Annotated in this window: 24 protein-coding genes; 19 read left to right on the forward strand and 5 right to left on the reverse strand. The window is 68.1% G+C overall.

What is annotated here, in order from left to right:
- Positions 1-10 precede the first annotated feature (10 nt).
- The 15 genes from ACWF82_RS05790 to ACWF82_RS05860 all read left to right on the forward strand — a co-directional run bounded on the left by ACWF82_RS05790 (position 11) and on the right by ACWF82_RS05860 (position 16929).
- On the forward strand, positions 11-412 hold the full coding sequence (locus ACWF82_RS05790) for an Rv3143 family two-component system response regulator (protein WP_378856823.1): 402 nt from the start codon (positions 11-13) through the stop codon (positions 410-412).
- Between the two features lie 370 nt (positions 413-782).
- Complete coding sequence (locus ACWF82_RS05795) at positions 783-1163, forward strand: NADH-quinone oxidoreductase subunit A (RefSeq protein WP_189028737.1); 381 nt, start codon at positions 783-785, stop codon at positions 1161-1163.
- 10 nt (positions 1164-1173) lie between these two features.
- Positions 1174-1728, forward strand: a complete 555-nt coding sequence (locus tag ACWF82_RS05800; protein WP_019047013.1) for a NuoB/complex I 20 kDa subunit family protein — start codon at positions 1174-1176, stop codon at positions 1726-1728.
- Positions 1725-2480: an NADH-quinone oxidoreductase subunit C gene (locus ACWF82_RS05805; protein ID WP_452498365.1), complete on the forward strand. Its 756-nt coding sequence runs from the start codon at positions 1725-1727 to the stop codon at positions 2478-2480. The genes ACWF82_RS05800 and ACWF82_RS05805 overlap by 4 nt, the downstream gene beginning before the upstream one ends.
- Positions 2480-3793, forward strand: coding sequence for an NADH dehydrogenase (quinone) subunit D (gene nuoD, locus ACWF82_RS05810; RefSeq protein ID WP_452498367.1), 1314 nt, complete (start codon positions 2480-2482; stop codon positions 3791-3793). The genes ACWF82_RS05805 and nuoD overlap by 1 nt, the downstream gene beginning before the upstream one ends.
- Positions 3790-4491, forward strand: coding sequence for an NADH-quinone oxidoreductase subunit NuoE (gene nuoE, locus ACWF82_RS05815; RefSeq protein ID WP_452498369.1), 702 nt, complete (start codon positions 3790-3792; stop codon positions 4489-4491). Before nuoD ends, nuoE begins: the two co-directional genes overlap by 4 nt.
- Position 4492: 1 nt before the next feature.
- Positions 4493-5815: an NADH-quinone oxidoreductase subunit NuoF gene (gene nuoF / locus ACWF82_RS05820; protein WP_452498371.1), complete on the forward strand. Its 1323-nt coding sequence runs from the start codon at positions 4493-4495 to the stop codon at positions 5813-5815.
- Positions 5812-8271, forward strand: coding sequence for an NADH-quinone oxidoreductase subunit G (locus tag ACWF82_RS05825; protein WP_452498373.1), 2460 nt, complete (start codon positions 5812-5814; stop codon positions 8269-8271). Before nuoF ends, ACWF82_RS05825 begins: the two co-directional genes overlap by 4 nt.
- Positions 8264-10048, forward strand: coding sequence for an NADH-quinone oxidoreductase subunit NuoH (nuoH, locus tag ACWF82_RS05830; protein WP_452498375.1), 1785 nt, complete (start codon positions 8264-8266; stop codon positions 10046-10048). The genes ACWF82_RS05825 and nuoH overlap by 8 nt, the downstream gene beginning before the upstream one ends.
- The gene (locus tag ACWF82_RS05835; RefSeq protein ID WP_452498377.1) at positions 10045-10866 is read left to right on the forward strand and encodes an NADH-quinone oxidoreductase subunit J; all 822 of its coding nucleotides are present in this window, start codon (positions 10045-10047) and stop codon (positions 10864-10866) included. The genes nuoH and ACWF82_RS05835 overlap by 4 nt, the downstream gene beginning before the upstream one ends.
- On the forward strand, positions 10863-11162 hold the full coding sequence (nuoK, locus tag ACWF82_RS05840; RefSeq protein WP_189028720.1) for an NADH-quinone oxidoreductase subunit NuoK: 300 nt from the start codon (positions 10863-10865) through the stop codon (positions 11160-11162). The genes ACWF82_RS05835 and nuoK overlap by 4 nt, the downstream gene beginning before the upstream one ends.
- A gap of 1 nt (position 11163) precedes the next feature.
- Positions 11164-13050 (forward strand): NADH-quinone oxidoreductase subunit L, encoded by a 1887-nt coding sequence (gene nuoL / locus ACWF82_RS05845; protein ID WP_452498379.1) that lies wholly within the window; start codon positions 11164-11166, stop codon positions 13048-13050.
- Positions 13047-14669 carry an NADH-quinone oxidoreductase subunit M gene (locus ACWF82_RS05850; RefSeq protein WP_452498381.1) on the forward strand — a complete coding sequence of 541 codons (1623 nt, stop codon included), beginning with the start codon at positions 13047-13049 and terminating at the stop codon, positions 14667-14669. Before nuoL ends, ACWF82_RS05850 begins: the two co-directional genes overlap by 4 nt.
- A complete protein-coding gene (gene nuoN, locus ACWF82_RS05855; RefSeq protein WP_452498383.1) occupies positions 14666-16288 on the forward strand; it encodes an NADH-quinone oxidoreductase subunit NuoN in 1623 nt (540 codons plus the stop codon). The genes ACWF82_RS05850 and nuoN overlap by 4 nt, the downstream gene beginning before the upstream one ends.
- A 2-nt stretch (positions 16289-16290) precedes the next feature.
- Positions 16291-16929 (forward strand): class I SAM-dependent methyltransferase, encoded by a 639-nt coding sequence (locus tag ACWF82_RS05860; RefSeq protein ID WP_452498385.1) that lies wholly within the window; start codon positions 16291-16293, stop codon positions 16927-16929.
- Positions 16930-16943: 14 nt separating this feature from the next.
- On the opposite strand, the gene ACWF82_RS05865 is transcribed toward ACWF82_RS05860, so the two are convergent.
- Entirely contained in the window at positions 16944-17636 is a 693-nt protein-coding gene (locus ACWF82_RS05865) for a CGNR zinc finger domain-containing protein (RefSeq protein ID WP_452498387.1), read from the reverse strand.
- A gap of 157 nt (positions 17637-17793) precedes the next feature.
- On the opposite strand from ACWF82_RS05865, the gene ACWF82_RS05870 reads away from it, so the two are divergent.
- Positions 17794-18183: an SRPBCC family protein gene (locus ACWF82_RS05870; protein ID WP_452498389.1), complete on the forward strand. Its 390-nt coding sequence runs from the start codon at positions 17794-17796 to the stop codon at positions 18181-18183.
- Between the two features lie 22 nt (positions 18184-18205).
- Here the strand turns inward: ACWF82_RS05870 and ACWF82_RS05875 are convergent, their stop codons facing one another.
- Both ACWF82_RS05875 and ACWF82_RS05880 read right to left on the reverse strand, forming a co-directional pair.
- The gene (locus ACWF82_RS05875) at positions 18206-18535 is read right to left on the reverse strand and encodes a hypothetical protein (protein ID WP_452498391.1); all 330 of its coding nucleotides are present in this window, start codon (positions 18533-18535) and stop codon (positions 18206-18208) included.
- 30 nt (positions 18536-18565) lie between these two features.
- Positions 18566-19174: a TetR/AcrR family transcriptional regulator gene (locus tag ACWF82_RS05880; RefSeq protein ID WP_452498393.1), complete on the reverse strand. Its 609-nt coding sequence runs from the start codon at positions 19172-19174 to the stop codon at positions 18566-18568.
- Positions 19175-19240: 66 nt separating this feature from the next.
- On the opposite strand from ACWF82_RS05880, the gene ACWF82_RS05885 reads away from it, so the two are divergent.
- Together ACWF82_RS05885 and ACWF82_RS05890 are read left to right on the forward strand one after the other, a co-directional pair.
- Positions 19241-20245, forward strand: a complete 1005-nt coding sequence (locus ACWF82_RS05885; protein ID WP_452498394.1) for a saccharopine dehydrogenase — start codon at positions 19241-19243, stop codon at positions 20243-20245.
- Positions 20246-20290: 45 nt separating this feature from the next.
- Entirely contained in the window at positions 20291-20410 is a 120-nt protein-coding gene (locus ACWF82_RS05890; protein WP_452498396.1) for a multicopper oxidase domain-containing protein, read from the forward strand.
- Positions 20411-20416: 6 nt separating this feature from the next.
- Here ACWF82_RS05890 and ACWF82_RS05895 read toward each other — a convergent pair whose 3' ends face one another.
- Complete coding sequence (locus ACWF82_RS05895) at positions 20417-21553, reverse strand: epoxide hydrolase family protein (protein WP_452498398.1); 1137 nt, start codon at positions 21551-21553, stop codon at positions 20417-20419.
- A gap of 62 nt (positions 21554-21615) precedes the next feature.
- Here ACWF82_RS05895 and ACWF82_RS05900 point away from each other — a divergent pair, with 62 nt between their 5' ends.
- On the forward strand, positions 21616-22581 hold the full coding sequence (locus tag ACWF82_RS05900; RefSeq protein WP_452498400.1) for a helix-turn-helix transcriptional regulator: 966 nt from the start codon (positions 21616-21618) through the stop codon (positions 22579-22581).
- Positions 22582-22609: 28 nt separating this feature from the next.
- On the opposite strand, the gene ACWF82_RS05905 is transcribed toward ACWF82_RS05900, so the two are convergent.
- Positions 22610-23437 (reverse strand): alpha/beta fold hydrolase, encoded by an 828-nt coding sequence (locus ACWF82_RS05905; RefSeq protein WP_452498402.1) that lies wholly within the window; start codon positions 23435-23437, stop codon positions 22610-22612.
- Positions 23438-23444 lie beyond the last annotated feature (7 nt).

The raw sequence follows: 23444 nt of genomic DNA on the forward strand, positions 1-23444 counted from the left end.
CGATCCGAGCGTGGCCGAATCGAATGGTTCCACCCCGCTGCGCGTACTGGTCTACAGCAACGATGCCGACACCAGGCAACAGGTGATCCTGGCGCTGGGTCGTAAGCCGCGCGCTGATCTACCGGAACTCGACTTCTTCGAGGTCGCCACCGCGCCGGTGGTCATCGAGCAGATGGACGCCGGCGGGATCGATCTCGCGATCCTCGACGGGGAATCCGCGCCCGCGGGTGGCCTCGGCATCGCCAAACAGCTCAAGGACGAGATCGAGGAGTGCCCGCCGGTGGTCGTGCTGACCGGCAGGCCCGACGACGCCTGGCTGGCGAACTGGTCGCGCGCCGAGGCGGCGGTGTCGCATCCGATCGACCCCATGCAGCTGACCCGCGCGGTGACCACCATCCTGCTCGCCCGCTGATCGGCGGCAACCGGGCATCGTCCCGATCCCTCGGATAGTCCGAGTCGCACAGTTCTGTCTATCACCACTGGTAACACCAGTGGTTGCTCGTCGTGCGCCCGTCCGGGATTACCCCCGGATCGCTCATGAATCGCGGTACCGAAATCGATCAAATCCCGCCCCGGAAACGCGCGGCGGACCACCGAAACGGCGGTAGTCTGTGCTCTAGCTCACACGAGCACGGGCTCTTGTATAACGCTCCGCCATCGCTGCACAGCCTTGCGCGAGCCCCGTATCGGCGGACAACGTTGTCGGCCCCGTCTCGCCAAAGCTGCCGTCCGCGGCCGGGCCACACGGCTCGACCTGCTCCAGCGAGGAGGGGAAAGCAGTCGTGAATATCGAGGTGCCCGCGCTCGTACTCGGCGCCATCGCTGCCGCGTTCGCGGTGTTCTCCGTCATCATGGCGGCGCTGATCGGCCCGAAGCGCTACAACAGGGCCAAGCTGGAACCCTACGAATGCGGCATCGAGCCGACACCGCACGCCATCGCGGGCGGCCCGGGAAACGCCACGGGACAGCGCTTTCCGGTGAAGTACTACCTCACCGCGATGTTGTTCATCATCTTCGACATCGAGATCGTGTTCCTCTACCCGTGGGCCGTGCATTTCGATGCGCTCGGGCTCTTCGGGCTCGCCGCGATGGCGTTGTTCATCGTCAATGTGTCGGTCGCCTACGCCTACGAGTGGCGGCGCGGCGGCCTCAGCTGGGAATGAGTGGGAAATAATGGGTCTCGAAGAGAAACTGCCCAGCGGGTTCCTGCTGAGCACCGTCGAAGATTTCGCCGGCTACCTGCGTAAGGGCTCGGTCTGGCCCGCGACGTTCGGGTTGGCCTGCTGCGCGATCGAGATGATGGCCACCGGCGCGGGGCGATTCGACATCGCCCGCTTCGGCATGGAGGCGTTCCGTGCCTCCCCGCGCCAGGCCGATCTGATGATTGTCGCGGGCCGGGTCAGCCAGAAGATGGCACCGGTGCTGCGCCAGGTCTACGACCAGATGACCGAACCCAAATGGGTACTGGCCATGGGCGTCTGCGCGTCCTCGGGCGGCATGTTCAACAACTACGCGATCGTGCAGGGTGTCGACCACATCGTACCGGTCGACATCTACCTGCCCGGCTGCCCGCCGCGCCCGGAGATGCTGCTCAACGCGATCCTCGCGCTGCACGCCAAGATCGCCGAGATGCCGATGGGCGTCAACCGCGAGGAAGCGATCCGCGCCGCCGAACAGGCAGCGCTGGCCAGCACGCCGACCATCCGGATGGAGGGCCTGCTGCGATGACGTTCGACGCTCCCGACAACGCCGACAGCAATGCGGGACAAGACATTCCGGAGGAAACTCCCACCGCGCCGACGCCGCCCGCGGCACCCGAGGACGAGGTGATCGGCACCCGCCGCGGCATGTTCGGTGTCACCGGCACCGGTGACACCTCCGGCTACGGCGGCCTGGTCACCCCCGTCGCCCTGCCCGCGGGCACCCCACCGCCCTACGGCGGCTGGTTCGACGCGTTCGTCGGCACCCTGCGCGCCGCGCTGACCAACCAGGTGATCGCCTTCGACACCGTGATCGAGAAGATCGTCGTCTTCCGCGACGAGATCACCCTGCACGTGCGGCGCGAGCATCTGGTCGCCGTCGCGAGCGCGCTGCGCGACGACACCTCGCTGCGCTTCGAACTGTGCCTCGGCGTCAACGGCGTCCACTATCCCGACGACGAAGGCCGCGAACTGCACGCGGTCTATCACCTGATGTCGATCACACACAACCGGCGAGTGCGGCTGGAAGTGTCTGCCCCCGATGCCGATCCGCACATTCCCTCGCTGTTCGCGGTGTATCCGACGACCGACTGGCACGAACGCGAGACCTACGACTTCTTCGGCATCCGCTTCGACGGGCATCCCTCGCTGACCCGCATCACCATGCCCGACGACTGGCGCGGCCATCCGCAGCGCAAGGACTACCCGCTCGGCGGGATCCCGGTGGAGTACAAGGGCGCGCGGATACCGCCGCCCGACGAGCGGAGGACCTACAGCTGATGACCGACACCGATTTCCGCCGCGACGAACCGCAGGTCGTCACCGTCGCAGGCCAGGACTGGGACCAGGTCAGCGAGGTGATCGAGGGTGGGGGCGAAGAACGCATCGTCGTCAACATGGGCCCGCAGCACCCGTCGACGCACGGAGTGCTGCGCCTGATCCTCGAGATCGAAGGCGAGACCGTCACCGAAGCCCGCTGTGGCATCGGCTACCTGCACACCGGCATCGAGAAGAACCTGGAATTCCGCCCCTGGATCCAGGGCGTCACCTTCGTGACCCGGATGGACTACCTGTCCCCCTTCTTCAACGAAACCGCCTACTGCCTCGGCGTGGAGAAACTGCTCGACATCACCGAGCAGATCCCGGAGCGCGCCACGGTGGTGCGGGTCATGCTGATGGAGCTCAATCGCATTTCCTCGCACCTGGTCGCGCTGGCGACCGGCGGCATGGAACTGGGCGCGCTCACCCCGATGCTGTTCGGGTTCCGGGAACGCGAGCTCATCCTCGACGTGTTCGAGACCATCACCGGCCTGCGGATGAACCACGCGTTCATCCGTCCCGGTGGCCTCGCCCAGGACCTGCCCGACGACGGCGTCACCAAGGTGCGCGAACTCCTCGAGATCATGCCGGGCCGACTGCGCGACATGGAACATCTGCTCAGCGCCAACCCGATCTGGAAGAAGCGAACCCAGGACATCGGCTATCTCGACCTCACCGGCTGCATGGCGCTCGGCATCACCGGCCCGGTTCTGCGTGCCACCGGCCTGCCCCACGATCTGCGCAAGTCGGCGCCCTACTGCGGTTATGAGAACTACGAATTCGACATCCCGACGACCACCGGCTGCGACTGCTACGGCCGCTACCTGATCCGGGTCGCCGAGATGACCGAATCGCTCAAGATCGTCGAGCAGTGTCTCGACCGGCTGCGTCCCGGTCCGGTCATGGTCGACGACAAGAAGATCGCCTGGCCCGCCGACCTGCAGCTCGGCCCCGACGGCCTGGGCAACTCGCCGAAATACATCGGCAAGATCATGGGCACCTCGATGGAATCGCTGATCCACCACTTCAAGCTCGTCACCGAGGGCATGCGTGTGCCCGCGGGACAGGTGTATACGGCGGTGGAGTCACCGCGCGGCGAGCTGGGCGTGCACATGGTCAGCGACGGCAGCACCCGGCCGTACCGGGTGCACTACCGCGATCCCTCGTTCACCAATCTGCAGGCGGTGGCCGCGATGTGCGAGGGCGGCATGGTCGCCGACGTCATCGCCTCGGTCGCCAGCATCGACCCCGTCATGGGCGGAGTGGACCGATGAAGATAGAGCTCAAGCTGACCAGCAGGCCGGAGCCGTACCCGCCGCATATGCGGCAGCGGCTCGAAGTAGACGCCAAGGAGATCATCGCCCGCTACCCGCACCCCCGGTCGGCGCTGCTGCCCCTGCTGCACCTGGTGCAGGCCGAGGAAGGGTATGTCACCGGCACCGGGATCGACTTCTGCGCCGACCAACTCGGTCTCACCGGCGCCGAGGTGACCGCCGTCGCCACCTTCTACTCGATGTACCGGCGCACCCCCACCGGCGACTACCACGTCGGCGTGTGCACCAATACCCTCTGCGCGGTCCTCGGCGGCGACGCCATCTACGAAGCGCTGCAACAGCATCTGGGTATCGGGCACGGCGAGACCACCGCCGACGGCGCCATCACCCTCGAACACGTCGAGTGCAATGCCGCCTGCGATTACGCGCCGGTGATGATGGTGAACTGGGAATTCTTCGACAACCAGACCCCGGAATCGGCGCGGGAGATCACCGATGCCCTGCGCGCGGGCCATCAGGTACGGCCCACTCGGGGCGCTCCCCTGTGCACCTTCCGCGAAACCGCGCGCATCCTCGCCGGCTTCCCCGACGAACGGCCCGGCGCGCTCGACGGAGCCCCGGGCGAGGCCACCCTTGCTGGGCTACATGTCGCGGAAGACGTTGCGGCAGAAGATGACTCCGCCGGACAGGGGGCATGAGATGACCACACTCACTCCCGTTCTCAGCGAGCACTGGGACCGCCCAGAGTCCTGGACCATCGACAGCTACCGCGCCACCGGCGGCTACGAGGGCCTGCGCGCCGCCCTGCGCATGGCCCCCGACGACGTGATCCAGACGGTGAAGGACGCCGGCCTGCGCGGACGCGGCGGCGCAGGCTTCCCGACCGGCATGAAGTGGTCGTTCATCCCGCAGGGCCCAGGCCCCGACGGCACGACGAAACCGCACTACCTGGTCGTCAACGCCGACGAATCCGAACCCGGTACCTGCAAAGACATTCCGCTGATGCTGGCCACCCCGCACACCCTCATCGAAGGTGTGGTGATCGCCGCCTACGCGATCCGCGCGGCCACCGCGTTCATCTATGTGCGCGGCGAAGTGGTGCCGGTGCTGCGCAGGTTGCAGGCCGCCGTCGCCGACGCCTACGAGGCGGGCTACCTCGGCCGGAACATCCTGGGCTCCGGCTTCGACCTGGAACTGATCGTGCACGCGGGTGCGGGCGCCTACATCTGCGGCGAAGAGACCGCGCTGCTCGATTCGCTCGAAGGCAGGCGTGGCCAGCCCAGGTTGCGGCCGCCGTTTCCCGCTGTCGCCGGGCTCTACGCATGCCCGACGGTCGTCAACAATGTGGAATCCATTGCCAGCGTCCCGGCGATCCTGCGCAAGGGCACCGAATGGTTCCGGTCGATGGGCAGCGAGAAATCGCCCGGGTTCACGCTGTACTCGCTGTCAGGGCACGTCGCGCGGCCCGGCCAGTACGAGGCGCCGCTCGGCATCACCCTGCGCGAACTGCTCGCCTACGCCGGTGGCGTCCGCGCGGGACACACGCTCAAGTTCTGGACGCCGGGCGGTTCGTCGACACCGCTGTTCACCGCCTACCACCTCGATGTGGCTCTCGACTACGAAGGTGTCGCCGCCGCCGGATCCATGCTGGGAACCAAAGCCTTGCAGATCTTCGACGACACCACCTGCGTCGTGCGCGCGGTCCTGCGCTGGACGGAGTTCTACGCCCACGAGTCTTGCGGCAAGTGCACACCGTGCCGCGAGGGCACCTACTGGCTCGTGCAGCTGCTGCGCAGACTCGAAGCAGGCCAGGGCACCGAGGCCGACCTCGACAAGCTCGCCGACATCGCCGACAACATCAACGGCAAATCGTTCTGCGCGCTCGGTGACGGCGCGGCCAGCCCGATCTTCTCCTCGCTGAAGTACTTCCGCGACGAGTACGTCGAGCATCAGCGCCGCGGCGGCTGCCCGTTCGATCCGGCACGCGCCACGGTGTGGGCATCAGGGGAAGGGAACCGATGACAGCGATCGCCCCAGGAAACAGCAGCGAGGTGGTTCCCGCCGACCTGGTGAGCGTCACCATCGACGACACCACCATCCAGGTGCCCGTCGGCACCTTGGTGATACGCGCCGCCGAGCTGATCGGCGTGCAGATCCCTCGCTTCTGCGACCATCCCCTGCTCGATCCGGTCGGTGCCTGCAGGCAGTGCATCGTCGAGGTGGAAGGACAGCGAAAGCCGGTCGCCTCCTGCACGATTCCGGTCACCGACGGGATGATCGTGCGCACCCAGATCAGTTCACCGGTCGCCGAGAAGGCCCAGCGCGGCGTGATGGAACTGCTGCTGATCAATCATCCGCTGGACTGTCCGGTCTGCGACAAGGGCGGGGAGTGCCCGCTGCAGAACCAGGCGATGTCGACCGGCAGCGCCGACTCGCGGTTCGACGGCGAAAAGCGCACCTACCCGAAGCCGATCCCGCTGTCCTCGGCGGTGCTGCTGGACCGGGAACGGTGCGTGCTGTGCGCGCGGTGCACCCGGTTCTCCCAGCAGGTCGCGGGCGACCCGTTCATCGAGCTGATGGATCGCGGTGCGCTGCAACAGGTCGGCATCGCCCAGGCCGAACCACTGGACTCCTATTTCTCCGGCAACACCGTGCAGATCTGCCCGGTGGGCGCGCTCACCGGCACCTCCTACCGATTCCGGGCGCGCCCGTTCGACCTGGTGTCCACCCCGAGTGTCTGCGAGCACTGCGCCTCCGGCTGTGCCCAGCGCACCGATCATCGGCGGGGAAAGGTCCTGCGCCGCCTGGCCGGTGACGACCCGCAGGTCAACGAGGAGTGGAACTGCGACAAAGGCCGCTGGGCCTTCACCTACGCCACCGAACGCGACCGTCTCACCACACCACTGGTGCGCGGCTGGGACGGCGTGCTCGCACCGGCCTCCTGGCCCGAAGCACTGGCGGCCGCCGCGACCGGACTGCGCGCCGCGATCGGCAACGCGGGCGTGCTCGTCGGCGGCCGGGTCACCGAAGAAGAGGCCTACGCCTACAGCAAGTTCGCGCGAATGGTGCTCGCCACCAACGACATCGACTTCCGCAGCCGGATGCACTCCGAGGAAGAGGAACGGTTCCTCGCGGCCCGCGTCGCCGGACGCGGCGTCCAGGTCGACTACACGGCGCTCTCGACTGCCCCCGTCGTGCTGCTGGCCGGTTTCGAGCCGGAAGAGGAATCACCCATCGTCTACCTGCGGCTGCGCAAGGCCGCCCGGACTCGCGGCACGCGCGTGGTGTCGCTGGCGCCGTTCGCTTCACGTGGGCTCGAACGCATGTCGGGTGCGCTCGTCCAGACCCCGCCCTGCGGCGAAGCCGCTGTCCTCGACGCCATCGGTGCCGAAACTTCAGCGGACGCAGCCGATCTCATGGCGCTGCTGCGCACGTCGGGAGCGGTCATCATGGCCGGCGAGCGACTCGCGGGCAGCCCCGGCGCGCTGTCGGCGGTGGTCCGCCTGGCCGACACCACCGGTGCCGGACTCGCGTGGGTGCCGCGTCGTGCGGGTGAGCGCGGTGCGCTGGAGGCGGGCGCGCTGCCCGGGCTGCTTCCCGGCGGCAGGCCGGTTGTCGATCCCGCCGCACGTCAACAGGTTCGGCACCGTTGGCAGGCCGAGGAACTGCCCGTCACCCTCGGCCGCGACACCGCGGGCATTGTGGCGAGCGCCGCACAACTCGGCGCGCTGGTCATCGGCGGCGTCGATCCGGTCGACCTGCCGGACCCGGCCGCGGCACTGGCCGCCATCGACGACGCCCGCTTCGTCGTCAGCCTGGAGCTGCGCCACAGCGCTGTCACCGAACGCGCCGACGTCGTCTTCCCGGTCGCGTCCGTGATGGAGAAATCCGGGACCTTCCGCACCTGGGAGGGCAGGCCACGCCCGTTCGCCGCCGCACCACTGGACACCACACGCCGAGTCGCCGCACCGCTGTCAGACCTGCGGGTACTGCATTCCCTCGCCGCCGAAATGGGGACGCCGATCAACCTGCCGGACCCGGCGACCGCCCGCACCGAACTCGACGCCCTCGGCGCGTGGACCGGTACGCCGATCTCCGCACCGGAAACGACCAGCCAGACCGGTCCCTTGCCGGGGCCCGGCACCGCGGTACTCGCCGGCTGGCGAATGCTGCTCGACGCGGGCCGCATGCAGGACGGCGAACCCAACCTCGCCGGCATCGCCCGGCCGCCGGTGGCGCGACTGTCCGCCGCGACCGCCGCCGAGATCGAAGCCGACGACGCCGATCACATCATCGTCTACACCGACCGCGGCGAGATCACGCTGCCGCTGATGATCACGGACCTGCCCGACCGGGTGGTGTGGCTGCCGCTGCACTCGCCCGGTTCGACGGTCACCGCCGCCCTCGGCGTGACGCCCGGCGCCCTGGTGCGCCTGCGCCGCGCCGACGACAGGATGAAGGAACACCGTCATGAGTGATCCCGTGCTGCACCTCGCGGCCGATTCGGCACCTGTCTTCGGCACCGACCCGCTCTGGCTGGTGGTACTCAAGGCACTCGGCGTTTTCGTGTACCTGATGCTGGTGCCGCTGATCGCGGTATACGCCGAACGCAAAGTCGTCGCCAGGATGCAGATGCGCCTCGGCCCCAACCGGGTCGGACCGAAGGGCATGTTCCAGTCCATCGCCGACGGCGTGAAGATGGCGCTCAAGGAAGACATCATTCCGGCGATCGTGGACAAGCCGATCTTCGTGCTCGCCCCGATCATCTCGGTGATCCCGGCGTTCATGGCGTTCGCGGTCATCCCGTTCGGCCCCGAGGTGTCGATCCTGGGCGAGCGCACCCCGCTGCAACTGACCGACATGCCCGTCGGCGTCCTCTACATCCTCGCCATCACCTCCATCGGCGTGTACGGCATCGTGCTGGCCGGCTGGTCGTCGGGTTCGACCTACCCGCTGCTGGGTGGTCTGCGATCCACCGCGCAGGTGATCTCCTACGAGATCGCGATGGCACTGACGTTCGCGACGGTGTTCCTGCTGTCCGGCACCATGGCGACCTCCGGCATCGTGACCGCCCAGGAAGGCACCTGGTACGTCTTCCTGCTGCTGCCCTCGTTCCTGATCTACTGCGTGGCGATGGTCGGCGAGACCAACCGGGCGCCGTTCGACCTGCCCGAAGCCGAAGGCGAGCTGGTCGGTGGCTTCCACACCGAGTACTCCTCGCTCAAGTTCGCGATGTTCATGCTCGCCGAATACGTCAACATGGCCACGGTGTCCGCGCTGGCGACCACCCTGTTCCTCGGCGGCTGGCGGGCGCCGTTCCCGATCAGCCTGTGGGAGGGCGCCAACTCCGGCTGGTGGCCGCTGCTGTGGTTCACCGCCAAGGTGTGGACGTTCCTGTTCGTGTTCGTCTGGCTGCGCGGCACCCTGCCCCGCCTGCGCTACGACCAGTTCATGAACCTCGGCTGGAAGCTGCTCATCCCGACCTCGCTGGTGTGGGTGATGATCGTGGCCACCGCCCGGGTCCTCGACATCGAGGGCATTCCCGGCCAGACCGCGATCCTGGTGACCGTCGGCATCCTCATCACCGCCGCGATGATCGCGATGTTCCTGCGCGCCGGCCGCGCCGAAGGCCTGCCACCGCTGCCGGGGGAACCCGCGAAATCCCCCGTGTTCCTCGGCTTCCCGGTCCCGCCGATGCCGCCGCGCCCGGCAGGCGAACAGCCCGAGATCGGCCTTTTCGACCCGCTCGCCGGTTTCGCGGTCACCGCGGCCACGATGTTCAAGAAGCCCAACACCGAGTCCTACCCCGAGCAGAAGGTGCCGACCGCGCCGCGCTATCACGGCCGCCACCAGCTCAACCGGTACGACGACGGCCTGGAGAAATGCATCGGCTGCGAACTGTGCGCGTGGGCCTGCCCCGCCGACGCCATCTTCGTCGAAGGCGCCGACAACACCGAAGACGAACGCTTCTCCCCGGGTGAACGGTACGGCCGCGTCTACCAGATCAACTACCTGCGTTGCATCGGCTGCGGTCTGTGCATCGAGGCCTGCCCCACCCGGGCGCTCACGATGACCAACGAATACGAGCTCACCGACGACAACCGCGCCGACCTGATCTACGAGAAGGACCGCCTCCTCGCCCCGCTGCGCGAGGGCATGACCGCGCCGCCGCACGCGATGGCGCCCGGCACCGACGAGGCCGACTACTACCTGGGCCGGGTCAGCCCCACCACGTCGGAAGAGGTGCTGCGATGACCACCGCACACGTGCTGGCCGCCGAGATCGCGTCCACCTCCACCGGTGAGGCGGTGCTGTTCTGGGTGCTCGCCCCGATCGCCGTGCTCGGCGCCCTCGGCATGGTGACCGCAGCCAAGGCCGTGCACTCGGCGATCTGCCTGGCCGCCACCATGATCGCGCTCGCCGTGTTCTACATCGCCCAGGGCGCGCTGTTCCTCGGCGTCGTGCAGATCGTGGTCTACACCGGCGCGGTGATGATGCTGTTCCTGTTCGTGCTGATGCTCGTCGGCGTCGACTCGGCCGAATCACTGCGGGAGACGTTGCGCGGGCAGCGGATCGCCGCCGCGATCGTCGGTCTCGGATTCGGGCTGCTGCTCATCGGCGGCATCGGCGCCGCACTGCGCGACAGTGCGACCAGCTACCCCGGACGCGGTTTCGGCGGTCGCGACGTCATCGCCGAACTGGCCGAACTGATCTTCCTGCGCTACGTGTGGGCGTTCGAACTCACCGGCGCGCTCCTGATCACCGCGACCATCGGCGCGATGGTGCTCGCACACCGTGACCACTTCACGCCGCGGCGCGGTCAGCGCGAGATGTCGCGCGACCGGTTCCGCACCGCGGGCGAGCGCGTCACCCCGCAACCCACCCCGGGCGTCTACGCCAGGCACAACGCCGTCGACAGCCCCGCCCAACTCCCCGACGGCACCTTCGCCGAACTGTCGGTGAGCACGATCCTGCGTCACCGCCGCACCCGCGCGCACACCGAGGCCGCCGCGCTCTCGGTCGGCAAGGGCAGCGACGTCACCCCGACGGCCGACGAGGAAGGCACCCGGTGAACCCCCAGAACTACCTGTTCCTGTCTGCGCTGCTGTTCACCATCGGCGCCGCGGGAGTGCTGTTGCGCCGCAACGCCATCGTGGTGTTCATGTGCATCGAGCTGATGCTCAACGCGGTGAACCTGGCGTTCGTCACCTTCGCCCGCCTGCACAGCAACCTCGACGGGCAGGTGATCGCGTTCTTCACCATGGTCGTCGCGGCCGCCGAAGTGGTCGTCGGCCTTGCCATCATCATGACGATCTTCCGTGCCCGCCGGTCGACCTCGGTCGACGACGCCAACCTGCTGAAGTTCTGACATGGGCACCGCAACGTTGTGGCTGCTGCCCGCCCTCCCGCTGGCGGGCGCGATCGTGCTGCTCGTGCTCGGACGCTTCGCCGACCGCTGGGGCGCCTACCTCGGCACCGCCGCCGCGCTGGCCTCGTTCGTGGTGGCCGCCGTCGCCTTCGTCGACATGCTCGGTCGCGCCGATGCCGAGCGCGCGATCCACCAGGAACTGTTCGAGTGGGTGCCCGTCGGTGACCTCCAGGTCGGGTTCGGGCTGCAACTCGATCAGCTCTCGATCTGCTTCGCCCTGCTCATCACCGGCGTCGGATCGCTGATCCACCTCTACTCGATCGGCTACATGAGCCACGATCCGGGCCGGCGCCGGTTCTTCGGCTATCTCAACCTGTTCCTGGCCGCCATGCTCGTGCTGGTCCTGGCCGACAACTATCTGGTGCTCTACCTCGGCTGGGAAGGCGTCGGTCTGGCGTCCTACCTGCTGATCGGGTTCTGGTACGAAAAGCCCTCGGCCGCAACGGCAGCCAAGAAGGCCTTCGTGGTGAACCGGGTCGGTGACATGGGCCTGGCGATCGCCATGATGACGATGTTCGCGGTGTTCGGCTCGTTCGATTTCCGCACCGTCTTCGCGGCGACGCCCGGTGCGAGCGAAGGCACGCTCACCGCGATCGGGTTGCTGCTGTTGCTGGCCGCCTGCGGCAAGTCCGCGCAGGTGCCGCTGCAGTCCTGGCTCGGTGACGCCATGGAAGGCCCGACGCCGGTCTCGGCGCTCATCCACGCGGCCACCATGGTCACCGCGGGCGTGTACCTCATCGCCCGCTCCAACCCGATCTACAACCTCGCACCCGACGCGCGCACGGCGGTCATCGCTGTCGGCGCGGTGACGCTGCTGTTCGGTGCGATCGTCGGCTGCGCCAAGGACGACATCAAGAAGGCACTGGCAGCCTCGACGATGAGCCAGATCGGGTACATGATCCTGGCGGTCGGTCTCGGCCCGGCCGGCTACGCGTTCGCGATCATGCACCTGCTCACCCACGGCTTCTTCAAGGCGGGCCTGTTCCTCGGTGCCGGTTCGGTGATGCACGCGATGAACGACGAGACCGACATGCGGCGCTACGGCGGGCTGCGCACGCTGCTGCCGATCACCTACGTCACGTTCGGTCTCGGGTACCTGGCCATCATCGGGGTGCCGCCGTTCTCCGGGTTCTTCTCCAAGGACAAGATCATCGAGGTCGCCTTCGATCACGGTGGCGCGACCGGCATTCTGCTCGGCACGGTCACCCTCGTCGGCGCCGCGCTCACCGCCTTCTACATGACGCGCGTCATGCTGATGACGTTCTTCGGCGAGCGCCGCTGGAAGCCCGACACCCACCCGCACGAAGCACCAGCGGTGATGACCGGCCCGATGATCCTGCTCGCGTTCGGTTCCGTCTTCGCGGGCGGAATATTCGTCTGGGGTTCCTCGCTGCAGCACTGGCTCGAACCGGTCGTCGGCTCGCATCACGCGGAACCCGTCGTGCCTGCGGGCGTTGTCACCGCGCTGGCGCTGACCGCCGTCGCCATCGGTGTCGCGGTCGCCTACCGCAAGTACGCCGAGAGCCCGGTCCCGGAGATCGCTCCCGAGAAGGTCACGGTGTTCACGACGGCCGCGCGCAAGGATCTCTACGGCGACGCGGTCAACGAGGCGGCGTTCGAGCGTCCTGGTCGCCATCTCACCCGCGCGCTGGTGTTCCTCGACGCGCGCGGTGTCGACGGCATCGTCAACGGCACAGCCGCCGGGATCGGCGGACTGTCGGCGCGAACCCGGCGGATCCAGACCGGTTTCGTGCGTTCCTACGCCCTGTCCATGTTCACCGGCGCGGCCCTGGTTGCCGCTGCCCTGCTGGCGGTGAGGTTCTGGTGAACTCGTTTCCCTGGCTGACGACACTCTGGCTCGCCCCCGCGGTCGGCGCTGCGCTGGTGCTCGCAGTGCCCGCCGCGCACCGGAACGTTGCCCGCGCACTGGCTTTCGCGGTGTCGATCGGTGTGCTCGCGGCCGCCGTCACGGTGACGGTCCGGTTCCAGCCTGGCGGCGACCAATACCAGTTCGTCGAATCGCACGAATGGATTCCGGCGTTCGGCGTCGGCTACACCCTCGGCCTCGACGGCATCGCCACCGTCCTCGTGCTGCTGACGGCGGTGCTGATGCCGTTGCTGATCCTGGCAGGCTGGCACGACGACACCGCGGCAGGCGGCGGGCGCAGGTCCGCCCACATCTACATGGCATTGATGCTGCTGGTCGAGTCGATGGTGCTGATCTCCTTCCTCGCCCTCGACATCCTGCTGTTCTACATCTTCTTCGAAGCGATGCTCATCCCGATGTACTTCCTCATCGGCGGCTTCGGAGCACGCACCAGCGACGCCGCCATCCGCGCGCAACGCTCACGAGCCGCGGTGAAGTTCCTGCTGTACAACCTGTTCGGCGGACTGATCATGCTCGCCGCGATCATCGGGTTGTACGTGCTGACCGCGCAGGCAGGGCTCGGCGAAGGCTCGGCGGGCACCTTCGATCTGCGGACCGTCGTCGCCGCGGCCAACAACGGTCAGCTCGGTGGCAGCACCGCGGTGGTGAACGCGCTGTTCCTCGGGTTCATGTTCGCGTTCGCGGTGAAGGCGCCGCTGTGGCCGCTGCACACCTGGCTGCCCGACGCCGCCGTCTCGGCCACCCCGTCGAGCGCGGTGCTGATGATGGCCGTGGTCGACAAGGTCGGCACGTTCGGCATGCTCCGGTACTGCCTGCTGCTGTTCCCGCTCGCCTCGGACACGTTCGCGCCGTTGGTGATCACCCTCGCGGTGATCGGCATCGTCTACGGTGCGCTGCTCGCGATCGGGCAGACCGATGTGATGCGCCTGATCGCCTACACCTCGATCTCGCACTTCGGGTTCATCATCCTCGGCATCTTCGCGATGACCACCCAGGCGCAGTCGGGCGCTGCGCTCTACATGGTCAACCACGGACTGTCCACGGCCGCACTGTTCCTCATCGCCGGATTCCTCGTCTCGCGGCGCGGGACCAGGATGATCGCCGAGTTCGGTGGTGTGCAGAAGGTCGCGCCGGTGCTGGCCGGCACCTTCTTGATCGCCGGTCTGGCCACCCTGTCGCTGCCGGGTCTCGCACCGTTCGTCAGCGAATTCCTGGTCCTCATCGGCACCTTCGCCAAGTACAAGGTGGCGGCGGTCGTCGCGACCGGCGCGCTGGTGCTGGCCGCGATCTACGTGCTGTGGATGTACCAGCGGATGATGACGGGCCCGGTGAAGAAGGGCAACGAGCACCTGCGTGACCTGGTGCCACGCGAACTCGCCGTCGTCGTGCCGCTGCTTGTCGCCCTGCTCGCGCTCGGCTTCTATCCGAAACCGGTCCTCGACCTGGTGGATCCCGCGGTGGGGCACACCCTCTCGACGATCGGTAAGCACGATCCCGCTCCGACGGTCCCCGCTCCCGAAGCAGGTGCGGCCGCCCCGCCCGCAGGCGGACACAAATGAGGACGGACTCCGTGACCATCAACGAGCTCGCGGCCACCCTGCCCGCACCGAGCATCGAATACCACCTGCTCGCACCGATGCTGATCGTGTTCGCGGTCGGCGTGGTCGGTGTGCTGGTCGAGGCGTTCGTGCCACGGCCTTCCCGCTATCTCACGCACGTTGTCCTCGGATTGGCCGGTGTGATCGGCGCATTGGTTGCGGTCATCCTGCTCGCGGGAACCGAGGGCACCGCCGTGGTGGGTGCCGTCGCGGTCGACGGCGTGACATTGTTCTTGCAGGGCACGATCCTGGTTGTCGCGCTGCTCGGCCTGCTGTTGATCGCCGAGCGCGGTGCGGTACCGCGGGCCCGCAGCGGGCCGGGCACCTGGAGCCGGGCAGCCGCTGTCCTCGAACGGGGTGTCGACGCGTTCACCCCGCAGGCGTCGGCGGTGCCCGGCAGCGCGCACGAGCTGGCCGCTGTGCGGGCCGGAGTGTCCACCACCGAGGTGTTCCCGCTGACCATGCTCGCGCTCGGCGGCCTGCTGTTGTTCCCCGCCTCGAACGATCTGCTGACGATGTTCGTCGCGCTCGAAGTGCTCTCGCTGCCGCTGTATCTGCTGTGCGGGCTGGCCCGGCGCAGAAGGTTGCTGTCGCAGGAGGCGGCGCTCAAGTACTTCCTGCTCGGCGCGTTCTCCTCCGCGTTCTTCCTGTACGGCGTCGCCCTGCTGTACGGGCAGACCGGCACCGTCTCGCTGCCCGGCATCGGTGCGGCACTGGACAGCCAGTCCGAGAACGCGACGCTGGCGCTGCTCGGTATCGCGATGCTCGCCGTCGGGTTGCTGTTCAAGATCGGTGCGGTCCCGTTCCAGGCCTGGGTGCCCGACGTCTACCAAGGTGCGCCGACGCCGATCACCGCGTTCATGGCCGCCGCCACCAAGATCGCCGCGGTCGGTGCGACCCTGCGGGTGCTGATGGTGGCGGCCGATGCGCTGCGCGATGATTGGCGCCCGGTGCTCGCGGCGGTCGCGGTGGCGACGATGGCCGTCGGCGCGGTCATGGCGATCACGCAGACCGATGTGAAGCGGATGCTCGCATATTCCTCGATCGCGCATGCGGGCTTCTTACTCGTCGGCCTCGTCGCCGCCGACAGCGCGGGTGTCGCGGCGATCCTGTTCTACCTGCTGGCCTACGGACTCGGCACGGTCGGCGCCTTCGCGGTCGTCACCCTGGTGCGCGACTCCTCCGGTGACGAAGCGACCGCGTTGTCGCAGTGGGCGGGTCTGGGTCGCCGATCCCCCTGGCTGGCTTCGGTTTTCGCGCTGCTGCTGCTCTCGTTCGCCGGCTTGCCGCTGACGAGCGGTTTCGTCAGCAAATTCGCGGTGTTCGCGGCGGCCTCTGGGGCGGGCTACACCTCGCTGGTCATCATCGGCGTGGTGTGCAGCGCGATCGCGGCGTTCTTCTATGTCCGGGTGATCGTCCTGATGTTCTTCACCGATCCCCCCGCCGACGCCCCGACCGTGACGGCCCCGTTCGCGACGACCCTGGTGGTCGCGTTCAGCGCGGGCGCCACGCTGCTGTTGGGTGTCTTCCCGCAGCCGCTGCTCGACCTGGCCGAAGAGTCCGCCACGCTCATCCGCTGACCATGCCCTCCGACGACCCGCTCCGCGGCCGACCCCCGACCAGCCACGAACGGCAGTCGGGACGGCCGTGGGACGCGACCTACCGCGACGGCCCCGCACCGTGGGACATCGGCGGTCCGCAACCGGCGGTGGTGCGGCTGGCCGAGGCGGGCGGATTCTCCGGCGAGATACTCGACGCGGGGTGCGGCACCGGCGAGAACGCGCTCTACCTCGCATCACTCGGCCTGACGGTATTCGGTGTCGACGTGGCCGAGTCGGCTGTCGCCATGGCACGGCAGAACGCAGACGACCGCGGCATAGCCGCCACCTTCGCGGTGGCCGACGCACTCCATCTCGAACGTCTGCCTCGCCGTTTCCGAACGGTCCTGGACTGCGGGCTCTTCCACACCTTCGACGACACCGAACGACACGACTACGCGGCGAGCCTGGCCTCGGTTCTCGACCACGGTGGGACCCTCTACGTTCTTTGCTTCAGCGACACCGGTTCCGACCCCGGACCCCATCCCGTCAGCAGGGAGTCACTGTCGGCGCCCTTCGATGGCGACGAAGACTGGCGCGTCGACTCCATCGAATCGGACAGTCTCCGAACACGATTCAGCGATGCGACGCCCGCCTGGCTCGCGACCGTCCGTCGCCGGTAAGGGCCGGAGCCCCGCTACCGACGGCCGCGGGGCCCGCGGTCTGCGACACCGTGGTGATGTTCGTCCGGGACGTGTCGCTGATGTTCGGGCACGCCACCTCGAGATCTCGGTGCCGGTTCTGGCGCACTGGAACGGCGGTGGTGGTTGCGGGCTTTGGCGCGATTGCCGCAGAGGTCCATGGAGCACCAGGTGCGACGGCGGTTACGGGAGTGGTCGTAGTACGCCCAGCGGCAGCTCGGTTCCCTGCAGGCTTTGAGCCGTTGCCAGGTGCTGGTGGCAACGGCCTCGGCGACGGCGATGAGCAGCCGGGTCAAGGCGGCATCGATCGGGTCGCCGGTGGCAGGGATCAGCCGCGGGGGCTGGGCGGTGACGTCGAGTGTCATCGGCAGGGTGGGTGCGAGCTGGGCGAAAATGGTGCAGGCGGTGGGGTTCAGACCGTCGGGGCGCGGACTGTCGACCGGCTCGGCGTTGTTGCCGGCGATCAGCGCGCGAAGTCCTTCTCGAATCTGTTCGGCTCGGTCCCGGTGCTGCGGTGTGGCGTTCGCTGTTGCGGTGACCAGATTCCGCTCCTGTAGCCAGGCGGCGAGCTGCTCAGGGGAGGCGATGTCGTCGCGGTCGGCGCGGCGGGTGTTGATGAACTCTTCGATCCAGCGCAACTGGCCGGGCGCCGTTCCGGCTTGGTCGTTGTCTGGGCGCGGTTCCACCATGACGCCATCATAACCACCTATTGACGTTGGATGGGTATGTAACTACCGTACTTTATACGCCAGTTAGATCATGGAGGTTCTTGTGAGCATCACCATCGGCAACCAGTTCCGTGCAGTAGCTCAGTAGAAGAAGGAGTAGGCGACCATCATGGCTTCAGTGACCAAAGAGATTGCGATCGTGGCGGATTCGGACGCGGCGTGGCAGATCCTCGCCGACTTCGCCGACGGGCCGGTAAGGATGGCTCCCGGGTTCGTCCTCGACAGCACGATGGACGGACCCGACGTGCGGGTCGTGACATTCGCCGGCGGAACGGCGCTGCGGGAGCGACTGATTACCCTCGACAACCCCGGCAAGCGGTTGGTCTTCTCCGTCGTGGGTGGCGCCGCGCGACCGGTACACGACAACGCGACAATTCAGGTTTCCGCGCACGACAACGGGCACTGCACGATCACATGGACACACGACGTGCTACCTGCCGAACTGGCCACCGAGTGGGGCCCCGCTATGGCACACGTGCTGGAACTGTTCAAGAAGACCTTGGAGTGACCTGCCCCGCCTGACCTCGGCGTCATGGCCGTTCTGTCGGCAGCTCCCCGTATAACTGCCGCGCGCGGGTGGTCAGCAGCGGCAGTATGATGGTGCGCCACGTCGGCAGATGCGCTGTTTCCGACCGGCCACCGGCCATGAACTCACGTTCGGCAGCGTCATCGTCGATGTCGACACCCACCAGGAGGGCGAACTCCTCCCGCAGCAACGCCGCGAACTCGGTCGCGGTCTCCGGTGCGGGCAGCGCGCAGATCCTGTCGCGCAACACATCCCACGCCACCGGATCGCCGGGCGCACCCCACTGCCGCAGTCGCCGATCGAAGAGTCGAGCTATCTCGGAAGTATCTGGCACCGCCGAATCCTACCGAGGAGCGAGAGTATGTCATCGGCGCTGCGCGACGCCGATGCTGCCGATGATCAGGTCGGTGAGGGCGGCGACCGCTTCGTCTGCGGTTGTCGCCCGTCGGTTCAGCTCGGCGCCAAGGGTTTCGGCGGCGCCGAGGACCGCGACGCAGCGCAGCCGGAGCGCGGCGGCGTCCAGGCCAGAGAAGGGCAGCAGGGCGGTGGCCATCCAGTCGCGGTAGCTGTCGAGCATGTCGTGCTGGATCGCCTGGACGTCCGGGTTGCCTTTCAGGGCGGCGGAGATCGCGTCGAACTCGGGCATGTCGGTGGCGCAGGCGAAGTAGGCGTCGCTCATCACCCGCGCGATCTCATCGACGGTGGATTCGGCGTCACGCACGGCTTGTTCCGCGGCGAGGCGGTGGCGTTCGTCGAGCCTGCGGTAGAGGGCGAGCAGCAGTTCGGGGCGGGTGCCGAAGTGGTCGTAGACGATCGGCCTGCTCACACCTGCGGCCTCGGCGAGGGTGACGAGCGTCAGTCCGTCGGTGCCGTGCTCGCGCACCATCGTCAGCGCGGTGTCGAGCAGTTGTTCGCGCCGGGCCGCCTTGGACAACCGGGGTGATCGTGCGGGCATCGCCCTCCCTTGCGTCATGCCACCAGTTTAGCTACAAAGAGTAGGTTACAAAATGTAGCTTAGTGGCTGGGAGAGGAAATCACCATGGCGCATTCACCCTCCGTCCTGATGCTGGGCGGTTCCGGACAAGCCGGTTCCGACACGGCGGCCCTGCTGCGGCGCTGGCACCCGACGCTGCCGCTCACGATCGCGGGCCGCGATCTGGACCGCGCGCAACGGGTCGCCGACTCACTCGGCACCGCGGACGCCGTGACTGTCGATCTGCGGCGGCGCGATCTCGGTCTGCCTGCCGAGGCGGCTTACTCGGCAGTGGTCGCCACGCTGTGGGACGACCGGCTCAACGGACTGGGCTATGCCCAGGACCACGGGTTGCCGTACCTCAGCATCTCGAGTGGCCTATTCGATATCGGACCGGAAGTCGTCACGGGCGCCGGACAGGCAAGCACCGCACCGATTCTGGTGGCGAGCCACTTCCTCGCCGGCCTCGCGGTGCTGGCGGCACTGCACGAGGCGCGGGAGTTCGACCGGGTCGACAGCGTCCGGCTCGCCGCCGTGCTCGATGAGACGGACACGGGCGGGCCCGCCGGTGTCGCCGATCTCGAACGCTGGTACGCCGTCACCTCGGCGGGCCTGGTGCGCCGCGACGGGATCTTCACCTGGCTCGCTGCCGAGGACGCCCAGGTGGAGGTGCGCACTGTCGACGGCGCCAGTCTGACGGGACAGAGCATCCCGATCCTCGACGTGCCGAGTCTGGCGATGGCGACCGGGGCGCCGGATGTTCGGGTCGACCTGGCGGTCGGGGAATCCCCGAGCAGGCGCAGGGGGGAACCCGCCTCGATCGAAATCCGCATCGACCTGCACGGAACCGACGCGGCGGGAGCGCCGCAGCGCCGGAGCCGCTACCTCGTCCATCCGGCCGGGCAGCGGCCGTTGACCGCGCTCGGGGTCGCTCTCGGTGTCGAACGACTGCTCGGGCTGCGCGGTGACGAGGTCGGCCCCGGTACCTACACGCCGGAGGCGTTGATCGATCCCGGCTATGCCGCGCAGCGGATGGCCGAGGTGGGAGCCGTCCTCGTCGATGCAGGCTGAGCTGGAAAACCGCCTGGGTCATGACCCGGGGCCACCGACCGGTACATGAACGGCGTGGTGGGTGACGTGATCCTCGTCAACGGTGCACCGGGGCCGTTCATGCTGCACTGCCACAATCTCGAACACGAGGACATGGCGATGACGGCCGGCTTCCAGGTGCGGTGAGAGCGGTCAGCGCAATGGCCGGAAGAACTCCCGCACATCGTCGACGAACACATCGGGCGCCTCCATCGCCGCGAAATGCCCGCCGCGGCCGAATTCGGTCCAGCGCACCAGGTTGTTCTGTTTCTCCGCGATACCGCGAATCGTGCTGTCACCGGGGAAGACCGCGATGCCGGTTGGCACGCCGGAGCTGGGCAGGTCGGCGCCCCACTGCTGGGATTCCTTGTACAGGCGCATCGAGGAACCCGCCGTGCCGGTGAACCAGAGGATCGCGATCTCGGCGAGCAGCGCGTCGCGATCGAGGGAGTCCTCGGGCAGGGCGGCGGCGGGATCCTTGTAGGTGTTGACGACGTCGACGACCCAGCCGAGCAGCCCGGCGGGTGAGTCGGTCACCGCGTGGGCGAGGGTCTGTGGGCGGGTGCTGTGCACGCCGGCGTACGCGGATGTCTCGTTGCTGCTCCAATCCTGGAGTGCGGCAAGCTTTTCCTGATCCTGCGCGGAGTAGCCCGCGCCGTCGTCGTTCCAGGCGGGAATGGTGATCGCGGCATTGAGATGGACCCCGGCGACATGTTCGGTGTCGATGCGGCCCAGGTGCGGGGCGATGAACGACCCGGCATCACTGCCCTGCGCACCGTAGCGGAAGTAGCCGAGTCGGCTCATGAGCTGCGCGATCAGGACCGCTGATCGTTCGGTGGCGGCCTGTCCCGGCTGCCGGGTTGGACCGGAGAAGCCGAAGCCGGGCAGGGTCGGGATCACCACGTCGAAAGCGTCGCGCGGGTCTCCGCCGTGGGCGCGGGGGTCGGTCAGTGGCCCGATCGTCGCGGCGAAATCGGTGAACGGCCACCCGTGCACGAGGACCAGCGGCAGCGCGCCGGATTCGGGTGAGCGGACGTGGGTGAAATGGATGCGCTGACCATCGATGTCGGTGACGAACTGGGGCCGGGCATTGCGGGCGGCTTCGGCGGCACGCCAGTCGAAACCGGTGCGCCAGTAGTCGGCGAGACCACGCAGATAGCCGGTGGGCAGGCCGTAGGCCCAGCCGGTTTCGGGCAGGTCCTCGGCCCAGCGGGTGCGGGCGAGGCGGTCGTGCAGATCGTCGAGATCGGACTGCGGAATGTCGATCCGGAAGGGGTGGATGTCGTTCATGCCGACCACGCTACGAACCACTTAGGCCGGAATCGGTCCTAAGTTGCGGGCATTCTGGAGGCATGTCCGAAACGTCGGCCCGGTTGCTTCGTCTGTTGTCGCTGTTGCAGACCCACCGCGCATGGTCAGGCGCCGAGCTCGCCACCAAGCTGGACGTCACCGCGCGCACCGTACGCCGCGATATCGAGCGGCTGCGCGGTCTCGGCTATCCGGTGCAGGCCTTGCAGGGAACGGCGGGCTATCGGCTCGGCGCCGGTGCGTCGATGCCACCGTTGCTGCTCGACGACGAGGAGGCGGTGGCCGTCGCGGTCGGTCTGCGGACCACCTCGGGTGGCACCGTCACCGGCATCGAGGACGCCTCGCTGCGGGCGCTGGCCAAGCTGGAACAGGTGCTGCCTTCGCGGCTGCGTCACCGGTTGAGCACGCTGCAGCAGTCGATGGTGCGCGTCGCCGCCGAGGCGCCGCGCGTGCCGTCGGAGACGCTGCTGGCGATCGCGGACGCGTGCCGGCGCCAGGAACGCCTGCGGTTCGACTACACCGATCACACGGGCCGTAGCTCCGTGCGCGACACCGAACCCGACTCGCTGGTCAATGTCAGCAGGCACTGGTATCTGGTCGCCTGGGACGTCGACCGGGCGGACTGGCGATCGTTCCGCGTCGACCGGCTGCGTCCGCGAATCCCGACCGGCCCGCGCTTCACCCCGCGCCCACTGCCCGACGGTGACGCGGCCGGGTATATGTCGCGCAGGCTCTCGAGCGCGTCGTGGCCGTGGCGCACCGTCGTCACCCTGCATCGGCCTGCCACCGAGATAGCCGAACGTCTGTGGCCCGGCACCGGTGTTCTCGAACCGGTCGACGACAGGTCCTGTCTGCTGTATCTCGGCGCGGACTCCCCTGCCTCGCTGGCCTGGATGATCACCGCGCTGGACACCGATTTCACCGTCACCGGCCCACCCGAACTCGTCACGGCACTGCGCGGATTGAGTGACCGCTGCCGTGCCGCAGTCGATGCACCGGATGCCGGCTAGCACCGACTGCCCGCCGATGACGCACCTCTCACGGCTGGTCCAGGACTTCCTGAAGGCGGGCGGCGAACGCGATCGGGCCACCGATGAATCCGTTGTGGTCACCGGGGAACAGCACCGGCTCGTTACCCAATGCCGCGGCCAGCTCTCGCGACGTGCGGTCACAGAACTGCCCGGCCGAGCCCGCGCCGATGCCGACGATCACGCGGGTGGCCACGGAGCGCAGCAGCGGCGGGTCGGGCGCCCAGCTGGTGGTGGCGCGCAATTCACGGTCGAACCAGTGGCGTTCGCTGGCGACCTGCCGTGGGTCGCGGTCACCGCCGAACATCCGCCGCACCTGCGCGTCCGGGATCGCGAAACCGGTCTGGGCGAAGAATTTCCGCCACGCGCCGAGCACGCCGCCGGAGTCGTAGGTGGCGATGATGTCCTCGGTGACGGCGCGCTGGTCCGCCGCGTCGGGCAGCAGCTCGCGCAGCGGTGGTTCGTGGGCGACGACGGTGGTGACCAGGTCGGGAGTGGTCTGGGCGAGTGCCAGCGCGCTGACGGCGCCGCCGCTGGAACCGAACACCACCGCCGGACCGGCGTCGAGGTGGGTGATCAGCCGGGCGAGGTCGTCGGCGCGGGCGAGCACCGTCGAATCCTGCTGCGGGTCGTCGAGGGGGCTGGCGAAATGTCCGCGCGGGTCGGTGGTCAACACGGTGTTGGTGACGGCGAGCTGTTCGGCCAGCGGCGCGAACGCGGCGGCGTTCATCGGCGCGCCGACGAGCACGAACAGCGGTCCCGTCCCGCGGACCTCGTAGTACAGGCGGGCATCGGGCACCACGAGGGTGCCGGTGGTGACGGCGGAGCTGGCGGTCATAAGACTC

This window comes from Nocardia sp. NPDC055053 (assembly GCF_053608285.1).